Source organism: bacterium, assembly GCA_037128595.1.
Lineage (GTDB): Bacteria > Verrucomicrobiota > Kiritimatiellia > CAIKKV01 > CAITUY01 > JAABPW01.
The window spans coordinates 19,982-37,051 of record JBAXWB010000042.1 but is presented as its reverse complement, the minus strand read 5'-3'; the positions used below and the strand labels follow the sequence as shown (position 1 = coordinate 37,051).

Genomic DNA, 17,070 nt, shown 5'->3' with positions numbered 1-17,070 from the left:
TACCGCGTGACCTTTTCATACAACAGGTGTTGCATTAGCTGGTTGCGCGCGGGATTTCTTGAATTAGTGGTGAAGTCTTCTTGTATTTACGTGTAAGGATCAGGCCCTGCCTGCGGTGAGCCACGTCGAACCGTCAGCGCCGATGCGCAAGAGGTTTTGACGGAGCAAAACCCTCCACTGGAAGGCCGCGAAAATACTTCGTATCTTCGCGGCTTCGCGTGAGTCAATGACCGTTCGCCTTACCGGCGGGGCGGAGGGCGGCGCCCGAACCGGCCCTGAGGGCGTCCCTGGGGACGATAGGCGGGACGGGAAAAGGAAGCGCCTGAATGACCACCCACGCCGGGGGGCAGCACAAGCAAGGCCGGCTCAGGGTTCTCGTAATCGAGGGCTTTACCAATATACTTCTCAATTTCAGGCATCGAAAACGCCTCGTTCTCGCAGGCAAAGGTATAGGCGATACCCGCCTTACCGGCACGCCCGGTCCGCCCGATCCGATGCACATAATCCTCGGCATCAAGCGGAATATCATAATTGATCACATGCGAGATATCATCCACATGCAGGCCACGTCCCGCCACGTCTGTGGCCACCAGCACGCGAATCCGGCCTTCCCGGAAATCTTCCAGCACCTTGACGCGCTTCTTCTGGGGAACGGCCCCCGAGAGCATATCCGCATTGATGCCGCAGCGTGCCATATAGCCCAGCACCCGCTCCGTTTCATCCCGGCGATTGCAGAACATCAGGACCCGCTCCGGTTTATCCCGCTGCATCAAGTTGTAAAAGAGCGCGAATTTCTTATCCGAGGGCACGGTGAACACAATCTGTTGGATGTTATCCACGGTCACCTTTTCCGGTTCAATCTCAATAGCCACCGATTCATTGGTCCAGCGGGAGGCCAGACGCAGGATATCCTCAGTAAGAGTGGCACTAAAGAGCAAGGTCTGCCGGTCTTCCTTGGCGGGCATGGAATAGACGATCGTGCGGACATCGGGAATGAACCCCATATCCAGCATCCGGTCGGCCTCATCAATGACCAGAACCTCGACATTCCTCAGATCGAGCAAGCCACCACGGCGGAAATCCAGTAGCCGGCCGGGCGTGGCCACCATGATATCGGGGCTGATCTCCATCAGTTGCCGCTGCTGCTTGTCGTAATCCATGCCGCCATAAATCCCGAGCACCTTCAGCCCGCAATACTTGCCAATATCACGTGCATCCTTCTCGATCTGAATGACCAGTTCGCGGGTCGGCGCCAGAATCAAGGCGCGGGGCGCCCCCATTTTCGTGGCGCGTTTACGGGGCGTCCGCAAAAAGTGGGTGAAAATGGCGATCAGGAAGGCCGCCGTCTTGCCGGTCCCGGTCTGAGCCTTACCGGTAACATCCCGTCCCGCCAAAGAAGGCGGAATGGAGAGGGCCTGAACTCCGGTACAGTATTTAAAGCCCAGATCATCAACGGCATGCATGATTTCAGCAGGCAAATCCAGATCATGGAACCGGGTCTTGCCCTCGACCACCGGAATATCATAATCCGCCACAACCCATTTGCGGGGAGGGGCAACCACCGGGGCCGCCTGACGAACCGGGGCTGGGGGCCGCACTGAAACCGGCTTTGCAGGAGTGGACGAAGGAACCTTTTTCGGGGCGGGATGCGAAGGGCCAGATGCGGTTTTGACTGCTACCGCTTTCTTATTTGCACCTGAAATATCAGGTTTCCGGCCCAAACGCGTGATGTGATGTTTTATTTTCGCTATTAGTCGACGTACCATGGGGATTAATACTACGCCTATGTAACTCTCAATACAAGCATGGCCTTTCAGGGATTCAGAGATGGCCAACCGTCTCCCTCAAATCGACATTACTTATTTGTTTTGCAACCTCTGAACCCTGCATGACCTATTGGTTGCAATTCACCGTTGACAATGACCGGTCGATTTTCATACCTTTTTACCAATGCGACACCTCGCAGGTGGACAGCTCGTAAGGGCTGGCGTGAAGAAACCCGCTTCGGCGGGTTTTTTCATTTATAGCCACACCTTACCGTATCCACTCACCTGTCCAGATCCCTCTTTCTTGTTAAACTTGGAATCAACGGCATCGATTATCTGTTTCCCGAAAACATCGCCCGTTTCAGAAATAAGGCCCTTTTCGATGAGCATAGCCTGTTTTACCGGATGAGCCAGAATATCCGCCAACTGTAGTCCCGGGAGATTGGCCTGTTTTGTTTGAATTTTGATGTCTTTGCTAGTCAATGCCTTCTGGTGATGTGAATGAGAGAACATAATGGTTCCGCCTTCATACACCCTCCGGTATGCTTGGGCAAGTTGCAGGTCTTCTTCCCGGCCCCGGCCCTCAGCCATAACATCCCCCACAGCGGTTTTGTGATTCAACCATCCACTGTAACGATCCAACATCGCAGCCAGGCAGTAGTGATAAGGATGTAACGGGTTATCGTATTTCCCGCTGTGGGTCTGTTTATCAATGACAACACACACCACATGAAACTTCGCGCGCCGGACGATTTCGAGTAATCCCTTGTCAAACCGTTGCCTTACATCTGGATCGCGCAGCATCCCGAACGGCCCTTTCCGGTTGATGATACAGGAACGGTGTAACACGACAGGTTTATCTGGCCGGGCACCAAATATTTCCTGTTTGAAACTGTTCAAATCAAGATCAAATGCCACATAATCGTCTGCCTGCCGAAACCACACACCCAAAAGACCGAGATAACGCCGGGCAATATCATCTAACTGATTATAAGTGTGATCTCCTGATTCATCGACGTAGAGTCGATATCGATGTGGACGTGGTGCCGCCAATAACACTAACAGGTCTGGCGTTTTCATGAGTCATCTTCCATACGGCATCTGCCCATCTTCACTTATCCAAACGTTTTGACACAATCCATACTTCTGGCTATTCTCTAAAAGAAATCAATTTCAAAGGTTCCACCTTGGTGACAAAAGCCCATGGGGCTTTCTCGCAAGAGTAGCCAGGGCGGTCATTTTTTTAACATACTTCTAAAAACAGTTCAATACGACAACCCGACCTGCACGACAGGCGTCTCATAAGTCGATCAAACCGCTCCCCATCTGAGGATGGTTTTGATAGCGATTGAACACTCACGCTCCTGCCTGGTTTTATTAAAGTCTGTTGTTTCAAAAGACGTTCTGGCGCATTTCACTCTTGATAAAGCCCCGAATATGGCACCAATCAGTCGTCATTATATCAAAATTCCGCTTTGTATTAATAACGGTCAAACTTGGATGATACATCGGGATAAGCGAAATACCTTGAGTTAATAATTCAACCTGGCCGACAACCTCGCAAAGTGGACGATTCCCGTTCGCCGAAAAAGCAAACCTCACTGAATCTAACGCTCTAGCTCCAAGCGTTACAACCAGGGATGGAGCAACAATCTCAATTGTTTCTCTTAAAAATACCGAACAGTTTTCGAAACAATGGCGGGGTATAGCTTGCTGGCGTCCACCTTCTGCACCACTTTTCATGCATAGAACAGCATTCGTGAAAAACAGGATATCATCCGATGTGTGACGCATAGGAGCCGCAATCTTGACCCCCACTGATTTTCCAAACAGGGATCGCAGATTGCGATTCGTCATTACGTCATCTCCCGGCCGCCCCTCATACTTGTCAAAACCCGCTACATCCGAAAAATCTTGAGCTACTACTAGAATATTAGAATCAAGATTCCCCTGCCAAGTTGAGTATGGCCCGATTTCATCTAAGTCATAGCGGCCACCCGCAATTTGTGAGGCATTAACCAAACAGCCTTTACATAGACGGCAAGCCTTTCTGGCTTGCACAAGATGCATATATCGACTTTGTTTCGTGCGAACAGTGAAGGTCGACGGCGTCATAAATTATCCTGAATCCATCGGTCATACGCAATGCGGGCGGATTCAGGAACCCAATCATCTTGAGCGAGAGCTGTCTTTTCATTTTCCGGCAAAAGGCCCGTAGGTATCCCCCTGATCTCAAACGAGATATCTTCAATGCATTCGCACCTTGTCCAGCAGCTCATCAGGACGCGTCCTTCACGGGTTTTCCAGATATCCAGATTAAAAGAGAGGCCTCGCCCAAAGCGGTCACCGCGACAATATATGCGGCGCATCCCGCGAGCGTTAAACGTCGAAACTTTCGCGATTATCGCGCCCATAGGGAGAGCGCCTGAATTCCATTCAAGGAGCGTGGCATCCCTTTTCATTGATCGATGAGTATTTCCCTTGATTCAATTTCACCGGCGATTCTCCCCTGAATCTCCTTCAAGGAAATCCCGCGAGCGTCCTTCCATTCCAGTCGACCGTTAGCGCTTCGGCCCATCATTGTAGCGGCCGCCTGGGATGGTGAGTTGAAAATGTAATCCTGCGTCAGACGGTATTGCGCACCTTCAGGCACCAGTATTTTGCGTTCAACAAGACTTTTCCGAAGAGCGGTAATATATTTATGAATTGAGTCCACTTCATCAATTCGAGCCTTGCCACCAACACGAACGACAAACCCATCTGCAGTTTCATTTCCTACTGCATCCGCATCCTTGCCTTTAAGATGTAATTGTCCGTGGTGACCGGACACCGCCGGTTTCATAAATACGTTCACGCCAAGAACTGGGAGACAAAGAAGCACCTCGTCTAAAAACCCTTCAGCGTCAGCGATATCCATTTCAGACATTGAAGGCAACACGGGGACATTTCCGTTATCCAATACCGCCCGTTTTGCCTCTTGGGCTAAAGAGATTAGCCGGCATTCCAAATATTGAATATGGGCTTTATTGAGGTTTTCATCCTTGCTCACGAAAAAAACTACGGTTGTCCAGAAATCCTTAGCAGCATAATGACTTTCTAGACGCTTTTTGACGGGGTCGCCCTCCCCTACATATATTACAGGAATATCCCCAGCCTCTGATGGGCCAACAAGCACATAAACCCCAGTGCGTTCAAATTCAGCACGCTTTTTATTCTCTACGAAAAGCGATCTAGGGCAAACAACACCTCGACCACTCCAGTTGGATTTCTCTACGATCTTGAGTCCGTCAGACTTCCCTTCAGGAAGAAATATCCGAATAGAAAACCCGCGTTTCATATTTTTGTTCATTCTTAATTTTTCAATTCTGGGTTCATCTCGGAACTAAGTTTCTCATCCCTACCAAGTTTGATTTTGACTTTCTGCCCCTTCTTCGCCTTCCCCGTCGCCACCAACGGCGCGGTTAACTGTTCGTATTGGGTAAACAGGTATTCTACCCGGTGGCGGTCACTGGGGAATGGCTCAGAGCGGTAACAACGATCAACGGTACGGTCTAACTCGGCGTGGGCTTTGACCAGCTTGGGCGGCATCGCTACGGGATCGTAAAGATCAGCCAGCGTGGAGTCCGGGAATTCCTTACGGGCATCCAAAACCTTCTGGGCCGCCACCTCAACCGCCGCTTTCTGCTTCTCGTTCACCGCCTGCGGCCAGGGGAAGTTGTTGTAGACGAGTTTCGATGAATAGCGGTAATCAGATTTAAGACGCCCCCCAACTTGCCGAACCCATGCCATATGCATCCCGGATGACAAAACACCAAAATGGAACACCGTGGCATCAGGTAAAAGTTTTACAAGATTACTAGCAAGCACGTCTGGCGTCATAAAACCAATGGGGATATACCGACGGCGTTCCGAACTCACTTCGGGCAAAACAAGATAAGGACCTTTCGGCATGTTCTCGACATGAAATCGTGTAGGTGTACCGGCGATTTTCCGGGTGGGGGCGCTTTTACTTGCTAACCGTAAATCCCGAACAGCCTCTACCCTCTTCATGACCTCAGGCATTTGCCGCAATTTTTCCGGGGGGCATTCTCCCAGCCAAAGACACCAACGTTCAATGCCGTTAATAAACTCCTCAGATCCGATCCACCGGCGGAAAAACTCCTTCGCCTTCGGCTCGTTTTTAATGAACTGGTCCTTTTCCTCTGGTGTAAAGAGATACTGCCCGCCATCTATGGGTTTATTCCCAATGCCAATTTCAGGAACATTGGAAATCGGTACGGAACGGTTTGTGATGGCCCGGTCCGGCCCCTCAACAAGATAGGGACTGACATTCCTCGCGGTGATAACCGTCGCCTGATCTTTACCCGCCTCATAGTCGTAAATTGTCTTGGTCATCGCATCGATATTAGCGAAGCCAATAATGACAACATGCACATGGGCTTTGCCACGGGCTTCACTTTGCCACGGGAAGGTTCGGTGTCCGAAAAGGATTTTGATGCCATGCCGCTGGAATAGGGCATTCCATAACACCCCAACTTGCTCGCCTTGCGTAATGGAATTGGTGGAGACAAAACCTACCATAATACCCGTGCCATGGATGTAGTTGGCCGCCTTGAAATACCAGCCGGTTACATAATCCAGAAGCCCGGAGTTATCCACCTCACCAGCCACAAGAGCCATGTCTGCCCGCTGTGAATCATCCTGGAATTTGGCCCCCACAAACGGCGGGTTACCCAGAATGTAACTGCACTTTGCTGGTGGGATGACTTCTTTCCAGTCCAGTCGCAATGCGTTCCCGCAGACAATATGCGGGGCTGCCCGCAGGGGAAGCCGGACATAGTATTGCCCAAAGGCCTCGCTCAGGCACTGGTTCATCTGGTGATCAAGGAGCCATAAGGCGACCTCGGCAATACGGACCGGCCATTCGCTGATCTCGATCCCGTACATCTGATCCACATCGAGGCGGGACAGGTGCTGGATATCGGTAACCTGCTGGCCGCCATGTATGGCCTTTAAAACGTCAATTTCGAGCAGGCGCATTTCGCGGTAGGTAATAACCAGGAAGTTACCGCAACCGCAGGCCGGATCAAAGAAGCGCAGGCCCGCCAGTTTCTTATGGAACTCGTCCAGCCGTGCTTTGTGTCGACTGGACTTGTCATCTTTAATTTGCTCAAACTCGGCCTTAAGGTCATCCAGAAACAGCGACCGGATCACCTTCATGATGTCCCGCTCACTGGTATAGTGGCCGCCGGATTGCCGCCGCTCCTTGGGATCCATGACCGACTGGAACAACGAGCCGAAAACGGCGGGCGAGATCTTGCTCCAGTTAAAGGCGGAGCATGCAAGCAACGCATTCCGCATGTCGCGGTTGAAATGGGCAAAGGGAAGCCGCTCCTGGAATAATCCGCCATTTACATAGGGAAACAGGGCCAGATCCTCATCAAGGTTCTTCTGGCGCTTCTGGGGCGGAGTATCGAGAACCTCAAAGATCTGGGCGAGTTGAAGCCCAAGATCGCTGCCATCTTCACGGGTATTGGCCTTGATGTAACTCTGAAAGATATGGGGCTGGTCAAAGATGCCGGTATCGTCGGCGAAAAGGCAGAAGAGGACACGAACCAGAAAGCGCTCCAAGTCATGTCCGGAGTACCCCCCGGCTTTCAGGGTATCGTGGAGATTGGCCATCATTGCCGCCGCCTTGAAGTTGGCGGGGTCTTCCGGGTCGAGCCGCACCGGCTTCTCCCCTTTTATGAAGGCGAATTCCCGAATGTGTTTGTGGAGTTCGGCCAGGGGAATCTCAATAGTACGGACATGCCATTTGTCAAACAGCGGCAGATCTGACGGGTCGTCCGGTTCAAGGTCGTAAAGGACGATTCTAGCGAAATCAGAGAGGATGACATAGCGGGGAATTTCGTCGGTGCGGCCTTCACGGACAAGACTCTGGATATAGAGGAAGGCTTGCGAGCAGGCCTTGTCGAGATCCTTGCCGAAAGACTTGTGCTCGACAAGTAACTTGCCGACCCAGAAGAGGTCAATGTAACTGTATTGGCCCTTCAGGTTGCGAACGGGTTCCTCAAAAGAGGCGACGGTGCGTCGTTGGATGCCAAAAACATCGAAAAATTCATCCCAGAAGGTTTTGGCCTCGGCGCGTTCGCTGGTCTCCCCTGCCCATTGACGGGTGAATTTGATGGCTCGATCCCGGACTTCGTTCCATGAAAGTGACATGCGGAGCAATGTACCGAAGATGAACCGGAGGGGGAAGAGGAAAGAAAGCGAAGTTATTGGTAATGGGTGATTTGCAACAGGGAGATGAGTTTTATCAAGAACTAAAAAGGCCCCCGTCCGCATGCACGCGGGCCTTCCTGGCTCATGAAGCGGAGAGACCGGGAGTTGGAGGCTCAGGGGCAACTTCCGCTGTCAGAGACGGTGAAGGCGCTTCATCCGGCGTGGAGACCTCAGAAGGCGGGGTTTCCGGTGGCGGAACAATGATCGGCGGTTCCGGCGTTGGCGGCGCGGGCTCGATGACGGCGACCGGCTCGGGGATGACTGGATCAGGGGCCGGCGGTGACAGAGCACCGCCCTCCATTTGGGGAACGGGCTCGGCTATCGGCGCGACTTCCTGTGTCGGGACGATGGTCGGTGGCTCCGGTGTCGGCGGTGTCGGCTCGGGCTCGATGACGACTACCGGCTCGGGGATGACTGGCTCAGGGGCTGGCGGTGACAGAGCACCGCCCTCCATTTGGGGAACGGGCTCGGCTATCGGCGCGACTTCCTGTGTCGGGACGATGGTCGGTGGCTCCGGTGTCGGCGGTGTCGGCTCGGGCTCGATGACGACTACCGGCTCGGGGATGACTGGCTCAGGGGCTGGCGGTGACAGAGCACCGCCCTCCATTTGGGGAACGGGCTCGGCTATCGGCGCGACTTCCGGTGTCGGGACGATGGTCGGCGGCTCCGGTGTCGGCGGTGGTGGCACGGACTCGATGACGGGGACCTGCTCGGGGATGACTGGATCAGGGGCCGGCGGTGACAGAGCACCGCCCTCCATTTGGGGAACGGGCTCGGCTATCGGCGCGACTTCCTGTGTCGGGACGATGGTCGGTGGCTCCGGTGTCGGCGGTGGTGGCGCGGGCTCGATCACGGCGACCGGCTCGGGGATGGCTGGTTCAGGGGCTAGCGGTGGGACCTGAATTTCTGGAGCGATGGTAGATGCTGGAGGAGTCGTGACGACTGGATCAGCTATCGGAGTAGGCGATTGATGGGCGGTGCCGCCGGGGACGGCGGCTACTACACCAGAGACCGGAATAGACGGTTCGGGGTCGGTGCCGCCGGGGTCGGCGGCTACTACAGCGGAGACCTGAATAGCCGGTGTTGAAACCACCGTTTCTGGCATCTGAATCGATTCAGATGGCAAAATGACGGGTTTATGGGTGTTTGGAATAATGACTGGAGACGGCGCTTGTGGCGGCGGAACAGAGGCTGGATTTGGCGTTGCAACGGGGGGTGACGCCACCGGGATAGACGGCGAAAAGGGGGTGATTGGATCACCGTCGAAAATCACCGGGTCTAACCGGATGTCGCCAAGCGTCGCTCCCTGGATGACCTGCTGGAGCAACTGGACCACCGCCTGCCCCAGTCGGGCGATTCCCGGCTGAAGGACCGTCGGCCTCGGAACCAGGTTCGCCGCAACACCCAGAGGGTCCACCGCCACCACGGCCAAGTCTGTCCCGGGCCGAAGGCCAGCGGCACAACCTCTGGAATAAAGTTCCAGCAACACCGCCGGGGTAAGACAGAACACCGCCGTCATCGTCGACGCCGTCGGCAGAAATTCGGCAACTGAATTGAAACTCCTGATGGTCGCCCCCACCTGCGCGCAGGCTTCGAGAAAGCCAGTGCCCACAGGCGACGGCGTCACCGTTCCGCCCAGAATGGCGATGCGCCGGTGGCCTTTGTCCAGAAGCCGCCGCGCCAACCGCCGGCCGCCCTCCAGTTCGTCTTCATAGACAGCAGGAAATCCAACACCGGATTTGCCAACCATCACGGCGGGACAACTGAATTTCGGCAACGTCAGGGAATCCGCCGGACAAATAACCATCCCGGCCACCCCAAAATGGATCAGGGCAGCGATCCGGTCAGCGGCCGCCTGTGGTTCAGAGGGAAGGCAGGTCAGGATGACCCGGCACCCCGCCTGAGCCAGCAACGGTTCCAAGACCGCAAGACGGAGAGCCGCGGCGGGGAAGTCAGCAGAAATCGCCAAACCCACAAGGGTATTACGACCTGCCACCATGTCCAAGGCCGCAAGACTGGGCGCGTACCCCATCTGTCGAATGGCGGCCTGAACCCTCTCCCGGGTGGCGTGGCTGATGCCGTACTGCTCCGCCCGGCCATTGGCAACGGCGGATGCTGTCGATTTCGAAACCCCCGCAGCGGCAGCCACATCGCGCAGCCGCGCCCCTCCTTTTATTCGTTTATTTGCCATCTGAATCGATTCAGATCGCAAATATGGGGACGTTGGTCAAGTCTGAACTGACATGAAATCCGACCATAACGGGACGCAAGAATCGTTCGCCAGGGACGGCGAACGCCACCACTATTCCGGAAAGACGCCCTATCGGATCATGATCAACAGCATCTTAAAGCGCTCAATGGCGCGAACGGAATGAGGCACATTCGCTGGCATGATGAAGAGCTGCCCCGCCTTCACCACATTCGGCACACCCCCTACCGTCAACTCCGCCAGCCCGTCCACAATCTGAACCGTCGCATCAAATGGGGCCGTATGCTCACTCAAGCCCTGCCCCTTATCAAAGGCGAACAACGTCAGGGTCCCGGTCTTCTTATCTAAAAGGGTCTTACTGACCACCGACCCGGCCGCATATTCCACCCCCGTCGCCAACTCAATCGCCTTACCTTTATAGTCATCCTGATCATTCATATAGTTCTCCTCCTTTTATGACACTACCCACTCGTTTTTCAAAATATCGCCCTGAATCCCCACCACCACACATTTAAGGGGAATCTTCCGCTTCGCCTGACTGGCGGCCGCCTGCGCCAGCCGGAGCAACCCGGAACAGCAGGGCACCTGCATGATCATCACCGTCAAGGTGTTGATTTTGGCCTCATCAATCAGCGCCGTGATCTTTTCAGAATAGATCTCCTGCTCAGCGTCCAGTTTCGGACAGGCGATGGCTAAGACCTTTCCTTTCAGATACTCCTTATGGAAATCGCCCAGCGCATAGGCAGTGCAGTCTGCGGCCAATAACAGGTCGGCTCCCTGGAAATGCGGAGCCTGGGGCGAAATCAGATGAAGTTGAACCGGCCAGTGCGTTAACTGGGAGGGGCGTACCCCGCTTGCAGGCAGCTCACCGGCATCCGGCTTGGCAAACTGCATGGCACGTGAGCCGGGACAGCCCCCTCCTCCATGGGGATGAGGACTGGATGCGATCAGGGGATTGGGTAGCCCTTTTTGGGTGAGCACCGCCAACGCCTGCTTCAGGAACTCTTCCTGTTTATGATCACGCAGATGCGTCAGGTGCGCCTTGAGCGTGGCAGGCCCCTGCGTGATAATCGCCTCCATCACCACGGCCTCGTTGTAGGGCTCTGCTTCCCGCGATTCAATGGAGATCGCCCCCTCTGGACAATGCCCCAGACAGGCCCCCAGCCCATCACAACTCAAATCGCTGACAAGCCGGGCCTTCCCATCCAGAATCTGAATGGCCCCTTCGGGACAATTGGGAATGCACAACCCGCAGCCGGTACATTTCGCCTCGTCTATTTTGATGATATTTCGTTTCATTTGATTTGGCCTCTCCTTAATGTCTGCCCACAGGATAGAGCTTTCAGAAGATCCTAACATTGATCTGTATCAAGAGATCAAAATTCTTCTTCAACCCTAATCCGACATAGCTGGAACCAAAATGAAGAGCTTGAACAGAAGTCGCAAAGTGCGCAAAGTGCTACGGCGAAGACGCCGTAGCATGGATTTATTTTCAAAACTATTCCGCATGTGCGGCATCTTTGCCGCACATGCCTTTGCGAACTTTGCGACTTCTGTTCAAATTATTTCTTTGCGTCAATCCACCGGGTCATATAGAAGCATTGGTCATGAAAGGGTACATCCAGATTTACACCGGCGACGGCAAGTGCAAAACCACCGCGGCACTGGGCCTCATCATGCGCGCCGTCGGGTCTGGCCTGCGCGTCTACTTCGGCCAATTCATCAAAGGCCGTGAATATAGTGAAATCCGCATCCTGAAAGCCCGTTTTCCGGAAGTGACCGTAGCGCAGTTTGGTCATGGCCACTTCATCCGGGGAAAAGCCGCAGAGGACGAAATCAGCGCAGCGGTCAACGGCCTGAAACACCTGGAAGAGGCCATGCAAAGCGGCCTCTATGATATTGTGATCGGGGATGAGGCCCATACCGCCGTCGCGGCCGGGCTCTTTACCGACGCCGACCTGCTGGCGCTCTGCGATCGCAAGCCGGACTCCGTCGAACTGGTGTTGACGGGCCGCGGCGCCGGCCCTGCCCTGCAGGCCCGCGCCGATCTGGTGACGGAAATGACCTGCATCAAACATTATTACAATGCAGGCGTCAAAGGCCGCCCCGGCATTGAATCTTAAGCTGAAAGGCACCCCCCATGAGCGAACATGACTCCATCAAGCTGAGATTCGAAAACGGAGTGACGCGGGAGTGCGCGCCCCGGACCGCCCTCAAAGACATCCTCCCCTCGCCTACCGCCCCCAACGGACTGCCCTACATCGCCGCCCTTATTAATAATGACACCACGTCGCTCTGCTATCCCGTCGACATGGATAGCGACGTCAAGCTCCTGACCATGACTGATCCACAGGGCTGGCACGTCTACCACCGGTCCCTCGCCTTTCTCCTCGCCAAAGCCGTAAAGGAACTTTTCCCCGCCGCGGCTTTTTCGGTCGATTATGCCGTCGGGGATGGCCTGTTCTGTGACTTTGAGCCCAAGGCGGGGGAACGGAACAGCACCATTACCCGGGAACAGGTCGATGCCATCCGCGACCATGTCAGGATGTTAATCGCCAGGAAGCTCCCGATCGAACGGAAAAAGATATCGTTTGAGGATGTCTCCCGCCGGCTGGCGGAAGCCCGCCAAACCGATAAGCTCAACCTGCTACGTTTCCGTAACCCGCCCCGGGTTGTCATTCACGAGTGCGAAGGCTTCTACGACCTGGCCCAAGGCGTCCTGGTCCCCGATACGGGCGCTTTACACCTGTTTGAGCTGATCCACTACCCCCCCGGCTTCATCCTCCAACTCCCGGAGCAGGGGAATGGCTCGCAAATCGCCCCCTTCCGCGAATTGCCGCATCTCTCCAGTATTTTCCGTGAACGGAAGGCGTGGGTCCGGACGATGGGGGTCGGTACCGTGGGCCGGCTGAACGAGGTCGTGGTGAATGGGGATGTGAGCGACTTTATCAAGGTTTCCGAAGCCCTTCATGAGAAAAACGTGGCCCGGATCGCCGATGAGATTTACCGGCGGCGGGAATCGATCCGGATCATTTTAGTGGCGGGTCCCTCCTCCTCCGGCAAGACCACGTTTGCCAAACGGCTGGCCATCCAGTTACGCGTAAACAGCTTCAGGGTTCTGACCATCTCGCTGGATAATTACTTTCACGAACATGCCAAAACGCCTCGTGACGAGACCGGCAACCCGGACTTTGAACATCTCCGGGCCCTCGATCTTGAACTTTTCAATGAGCACATGGGTCAGATCATCAAAGGGGAGGAAATTGAGCTTCCGGAATTCAACTTTGAAACCAAGTTGCGGGAATTCAACGGCCGGAAACTCAAACTGGAAAAAGATGACATCCTCATTATCGAGGGCATTCATGGCCTCAACCCCCTGCTGACGGAAATGATCCCTGAACCGGCCAAATTCAGGGTCTATGTCAGCGCCCTGACGCAGCTCAGTCTCGATGCCAACAACCGGATCTCCACCACCGACAACCGGCTGATCCGGCGCATGGTCAGGGACCACAAATACCGGGCCCACTCCGCCCTCAAAACCCTGCGGATGTGGGCGTCTGTCCGCAAAGGGGAGAAGCAATGGATTTTCCCCTTCCAGGAGAACGCCGACGCCACCTTCAATTCCGCGCTCGACTATGAACTGGCCGTCCTTAAACCCATCGCTGAACCCCTGTTGATGGAAGTGAAACCCTTTGACCCTGAATATGCCGAGGCGCGCCGCCTCACGGCCTTCCTCACCAACTTCATCGGCATTTCCGACCGGGAAGTGCCCAACACCTCGATGTTGCGGGAGTATATCGGGCGCAGCAGCTTTAAATATTAACCAGATGAAGACTTCACCACTAATTGGGAAATGAAGAAAATAATATTTCACGCGAAGCCGCAAAGACACGAAAAGACCCCCAAAATGTTTTGCGATTTGTCGTGGCTGGGCGGAGCTGTATATTTTCAAAGTTTGACTGATAGATGTCTCCCAGCCGCGAAAAATCGCAAAACGGTGTTTCCGTGACATTGGAAAAGAATATATATACTGGCATTTCTTCGAAGAAACCGTGGCGTTTATTTTCTCCGCATGTACTCGTGCGGAAAAATTAACGCCACATTTGTATTTTCTTCGCGCGCTTCGCGGCTTCGTGTGAAAAATTCTTTATCCGGATTTCTTTCATTTCTTAAATTAGTGGTGAAGTCCCTCTTTTCGGCGGTGCTGGTGGATAATATGACGATAGTATATATTAACTAATATTATAGTTGATTTAATTAATCAGATCCGGCAAAACAGGCGGCATGACACGCTACAGCATGCCCCTCTTCCCGAGAAGCTGCCGGTATCAGGCACTGGCGCTCCCCGCCAAGGCCTGCGTCAAGGACGGCGCCCCACCCTCCACCTTCCCCTGGTCGGAACGGCATCTGCGTTGCGTGTGGGCCGACTCCGCGCTCCGCCCTTCTGCGCTAACCAGCATGGATGGACGCACCGTTTCGGTCGTGAGCCCAGGCCGCTGGAATCTCGAGGCCGGGCCGGACTTCCTGGATGCCATTCTCAAAATCGGGCCGGATGAATGCACGCTCCGCGGCGATGTTGAACTGCATATCCGTCCGCTGGACTGGCGCTATCACAAACATGCCGCGGACCCGCGATATAAGAACGTGATGGCCCATATCACGTATTTCGAGGGACTGCTGGCGCCGGCCGATATGCCCGCCTCCGTCCTGCAAATTCCCCTGCGTGCCGCACTCCAGCGCCTCCCCTCGTTTTCCTTTGATGGACTGGATTTGACGGCCTACCCGTTCGCCGCCCTTGCCCGGCGTCCTCCCTGCGCGGAGATCCTCACCAGCTGGTCCCCTGATCAGCGCGGCGCCCTGCTCGATGGCGCCGGCGAGGAGCGCTTGCGCCTGAAAACGGAGCGGATGACCAAACACATCGGGGAGAAGGGAAAGGATCAGGCCCTCTACGAAGAACTGATGGGCGCCCTGGGTTATAAGCATAACCGGCTGGCCTTTCTGACCTTGGCCCGGGCACTTCCCTTGGAGCGGGTACGACTGGAGGCCGCGTCTTCACCCCTCCATGCGTACGCCCTGTTTCTCGGCGTCGGGGGGCTGTTACCCCAGCAATCCAACCCCCTCTGGGACGGTGAGACCCGGGCCTTTATCCGGGCACTCTGGGACTTCTGGTGGAAGCACCAGTCCGAGTGGCATGATCAGGTCATGAACCGGGAGGCCTGGACGCTCGCCAATTTGAGACCGGCGAACCATCCCTTGCGCCGGCTCATGGCTGCCGCATACCTCTTTGCCGGCACCCCGCCTGATATGGATTTATTTTCCGAAGCAGACGTGCCTGCCCCCTGCGTCCGCTCATGGCTGAGCCGTCTTAAGGCGCAAGGCGGCACCAGCTATTGGGCCTGGCGAGGCAGTTTTGCGACACCCCGCTATCCCCAACCTGAATCGTTGATTGGGCAGGGGCGGGCGGCCACAATTCTGACCAATGTGATGCTTCCCTGGTGGGCGGCCACCGGCGCCCTTTCATTGGATTCCACCCTGATGGACAGCCTCCCGCAGGAGGATACCAACCGTTTCATCAAACACACCGCGCATGCCCTCTTCGGGCACGATCACTCGCCGACGCTATACAACTCCGGGCTACGTCAGCAGGGCTTGCTTCAAATCTTCCATGACTTCTGCCTGAGCAGTAAAAACGGCTGTGCCGGCTGCCCCCTCCCCATTGCGCTCGCAGAAGAGTGAAGACTTCACCACTAATTTTGGAAATTCCGGAAATCCAAATAAGATTTGTTGAACAGAAGCACGCGAAGATCGCGAAGAAGAGATAAATGTTTTGCGATTTTTGTGTCTGGCGTGTACGCCATCCATCAAAAATCGCAAAACGGTTTTTCATGAATTGAAGAACGAAACGGAATGCAGAGACTTGCGCGGCTATTTTCTATGATTCCTTAAGAACACGTTGCGGGATTTTTATGCGGAGTACCCGCCGCATACAAATCCCGCAACATTTCTTCTTCGCGGCCTTTGCGAGCTTCTGTTCAAAAAATCTTATCTGGATTTAGCTGATTTCTTCAATTAGTTGAAGTCTTCCTATATTTACGTGTGAGGAGCAGGCTCGGGGGTTACCAGAAAGAATAGGAGCCGGTCGCGAGCACATAGAGGCCGAGGAGGTAGTTGGTGGTGACGTGGGCCACGGAAACGGTGGCCATGTCACCCTTACGGCAATAGAGCCACCCATACGCCAGCCCGGCCAGCACGCCAACTAACCAGCGGTTATGCTCAAACCCGAAGGCCAGGGCGGTCAGGAGAAATAACCCCCGCCCCACCGTTCGGGGATCCACGGAAAGAAAGTCCGATTTAACCAGCCACCGCATGAAGAACCCGCGCCAGAAAAACTCCTCGATGACGGCGATCACACAAGCCGACCCCGTTAATTTCACGATCGACAACAGCCAGCCGCATTGCTCAGGAGCATAGTGCTGGCCCGTTCCCGGATCACTCCCCCGGATAAAATACCGGGCATAGAACTCATGGATATCCGGAAATTGCCGGATCCAGGCCGACTCGGGAAGAATCCAGACCACCGCTACCCCCACCCCCACCAGAACTCCCAGGGGGAGGGACCGGACCGTGATGCCGGGATAATAGCGCCAGGGCCTCAATGCGAGAAAGGCCACCAGACTCACGGCCATTTGAATCGCATACCGGAGCGCCACATTCTGCATCGGCAGGCTCATAATGCCGACCCATAACAAAAAGGGGATCACATGACGGGCCACGGCCCACGTTTTTTCCCTGTGATGTAAAGTCATGATCATA

The 17,070-nt window shown here is 54.8% G+C and carries 13 protein-coding genes; 3 read left to right on the top strand and 10 right to left on the bottom strand.

Annotated elements, in window-relative coordinates; all coding sequences use genetic code 11:
- Positions 1 to 239 precede the first annotated feature (239 nt).
- The 9 genes from WCS52_18200 to WCS52_18160 form a co-directional block, all read right to left on the bottom strand.
- Positions 240 to 1,598, bottom strand: coding sequence for a DEAD/DEAH box helicase (locus WCS52_18200; GenBank protein MEI6169117.1), 1,359 nt, complete (start codon positions 1,596 to 1,598; stop codon positions 240 to 242).
- A gap of 423 nt (positions 1,599 to 2,021) precedes the next feature.
- Positions 2,022 to 2,846 (bottom strand): DUF3800 domain-containing protein, encoded by an 825-nt coding sequence (locus WCS52_18195; GenBank protein ID MEI6169116.1) that lies wholly within the window; start codon positions 2,844 to 2,846, stop codon positions 2,022 to 2,024.
- Between the two features lie 312 nt (positions 2,847 to 3,158).
- The gene (locus WCS52_18190; protein ID MEI6169115.1) at positions 3,159 to 3,881 is read right to left on the bottom strand and encodes a uracil-DNA glycosylase family protein; all 723 of its coding nucleotides are present in this window, start codon (positions 3,879 to 3,881) and stop codon (positions 3,159 to 3,161) included.
- A complete protein-coding gene (locus WCS52_18185) occupies positions 3,878 to 4,228 on the bottom strand; it encodes a hypothetical protein (protein ID MEI6169114.1) in 351 nt (116 codons plus the stop codon). The genes WCS52_18190 and WCS52_18185 overlap by 4 nt, the downstream gene beginning before the upstream one ends.
- Positions 4,225 to 5,115, bottom strand: coding sequence for a GIY-YIG nuclease family protein (locus tag WCS52_18180; GenBank protein ID MEI6169113.1), 891 nt, complete (start codon positions 5,113 to 5,115; stop codon positions 4,225 to 4,227). The genes WCS52_18185 and WCS52_18180 overlap by 4 nt, the downstream gene beginning before the upstream one ends.
- Before the next feature lie 2 nt (positions 5,116 to 5,117).
- Entirely contained in the window at positions 5,118 to 7,988 is a 2,871-nt protein-coding gene (locus WCS52_18175) for a DNA methyltransferase (GenBank protein MEI6169112.1), read from the bottom strand.
- A gap of 142 nt (positions 7,989 to 8,130) precedes the next feature.
- Positions 8,131 to 10,239: a LacI family DNA-binding transcriptional regulator gene (locus WCS52_18170; protein ID MEI6169111.1), complete on the bottom strand. Its 2,109-nt coding sequence runs from the start codon at positions 10,237 to 10,239 to the stop codon at positions 8,131 to 8,133.
- Positions 10,240 to 10,368: 129 nt separating this feature from the next.
- A complete protein-coding gene (locus tag WCS52_18165; protein MEI6169110.1) occupies positions 10,369 to 10,695 on the bottom strand; it encodes a cupin domain-containing protein in 327 nt (108 codons plus the stop codon).
- 15 nt (positions 10,696 to 10,710) lie between these two features.
- On the bottom strand, positions 10,711 to 11,556 hold the full coding sequence (locus WCS52_18160; protein MEI6169109.1) for a 4Fe-4S binding protein: 846 nt from the start codon (positions 11,554 to 11,556) through the stop codon (positions 10,711 to 10,713).
- A gap of 308 nt (positions 11,557 to 11,864) precedes the next feature.
- On the opposite strand from WCS52_18160, the gene WCS52_18155 reads away from it, so the two are divergent.
- From WCS52_18155 to WCS52_18145, 3 genes are all read left to right on the top strand, one after another.
- Positions 11,865 to 12,380 (top strand): cob(I)yrinic acid a,c-diamide adenosyltransferase, encoded by a 516-nt coding sequence (locus WCS52_18155; GenBank protein ID MEI6169108.1) that lies wholly within the window; start codon positions 11,865 to 11,867, stop codon positions 12,378 to 12,380.
- A gap of 17 nt (positions 12,381 to 12,397) precedes the next feature.
- The gene (locus WCS52_18150; GenBank protein ID MEI6169107.1) at positions 12,398 to 14,080 is read left to right on the top strand and encodes a nucleoside kinase; all 1,683 of its coding nucleotides are present in this window, start codon (positions 12,398 to 12,400) and stop codon (positions 14,078 to 14,080) included.
- A 461-nt stretch (positions 14,081 to 14,541) separates the two neighbouring features.
- The gene (locus WCS52_18145; GenBank protein MEI6169106.1) at positions 14,542 to 15,993 is read left to right on the top strand and encodes a DUF2851 family protein; all 1,452 of its coding nucleotides are present in this window, start codon (positions 14,542 to 14,544) and stop codon (positions 15,991 to 15,993) included.
- 380 nt (positions 15,994 to 16,373) lie between these two features.
- Here WCS52_18145 and WCS52_18140 read toward each other — a convergent pair whose 3' ends face one another.
- Positions 16,374 to 17,069 (bottom strand): CAAX prenyl protease-related protein, encoded by a 696-nt coding sequence (locus WCS52_18140; GenBank protein ID MEI6169105.1) that lies wholly within the window; start codon positions 17,067 to 17,069, stop codon positions 16,374 to 16,376.
- Position 17,070: the final 1 nt, after the last annotated feature.

What these genes read in the sequence shown, in the direction of transcription:
- WCS52_18195 (MEI6169116.1), bottom strand. Translation starts at nt 2,846, where the DNA reads ATGAAAACGCCAGACCTGTTAGTGTTATTGGCGGCACCACGTCCACAT.
- WCS52_18190 (MEI6169115.1), bottom strand. Translation starts at nt 3,881, where the DNA reads ATGACGCCGTCGACCTTCACTGTTCGCACGAAACAAAGTCGATATATG.
- WCS52_18185 (MEI6169114.1), bottom strand. Translation starts at nt 4,228, where the DNA reads ATGAAAAGGGATGCCACGCTCCTTGAATGGAATTCAGGCGCTCTCCCT.
- WCS52_18180 (MEI6169113.1), bottom strand. Translation starts at nt 5,115, where the DNA reads ATGAACAAAAATATGAAACGCGGGTTTTCTATTCGGATATTTCTTCCT.
- WCS52_18175 (MEI6169112.1), bottom strand. Translation starts at nt 7,988, where the DNA reads ATGTCACTTTCATGGAACGAAGTCCGGGATCGAGCCATCAAATTCACC.
- WCS52_18170 (MEI6169111.1), bottom strand. Translation starts at nt 10,239, where the DNA reads ATGGCAAATAAACGAATAAAAGGAGGGGCGCGGCTGCGCGATGTGGCT.
- WCS52_18165 (MEI6169110.1), bottom strand. Translation starts at nt 10,695, where the DNA reads ATGAATGATCAGGATGACTATAAAGGTAAGGCGATTGAGTTGGCGACG.
- WCS52_18160 (MEI6169109.1), bottom strand. Translation starts at nt 11,556, where the DNA reads ATGAAACGAAATATCATCAAAATAGACGAGGCGAAATGTACCGGCTGC.
- WCS52_18155 (MEI6169108.1), top strand. Translation starts at nt 11,865, where the DNA reads ATGAAAGGGTACATCCAGATTTACACCGGCGACGGCAAGTGCAAAACC.
- WCS52_18150 (MEI6169107.1), top strand. Translation starts at nt 12,398, where the DNA reads ATGAGCGAACATGACTCCATCAAGCTGAGATTCGAAAACGGAGTGACG.
- WCS52_18145 (MEI6169106.1), top strand. Translation starts at nt 14,542, where the DNA reads ATGACACGCTACAGCATGCCCCTCTTCCCGAGAAGCTGCCGGTATCAG.
- WCS52_18140 (MEI6169105.1), bottom strand. Translation starts at nt 17,069, where the DNA reads ATGATCATGACTTTACATCACAGGGAAAAAACGTGGGCCGTGGCCCGT.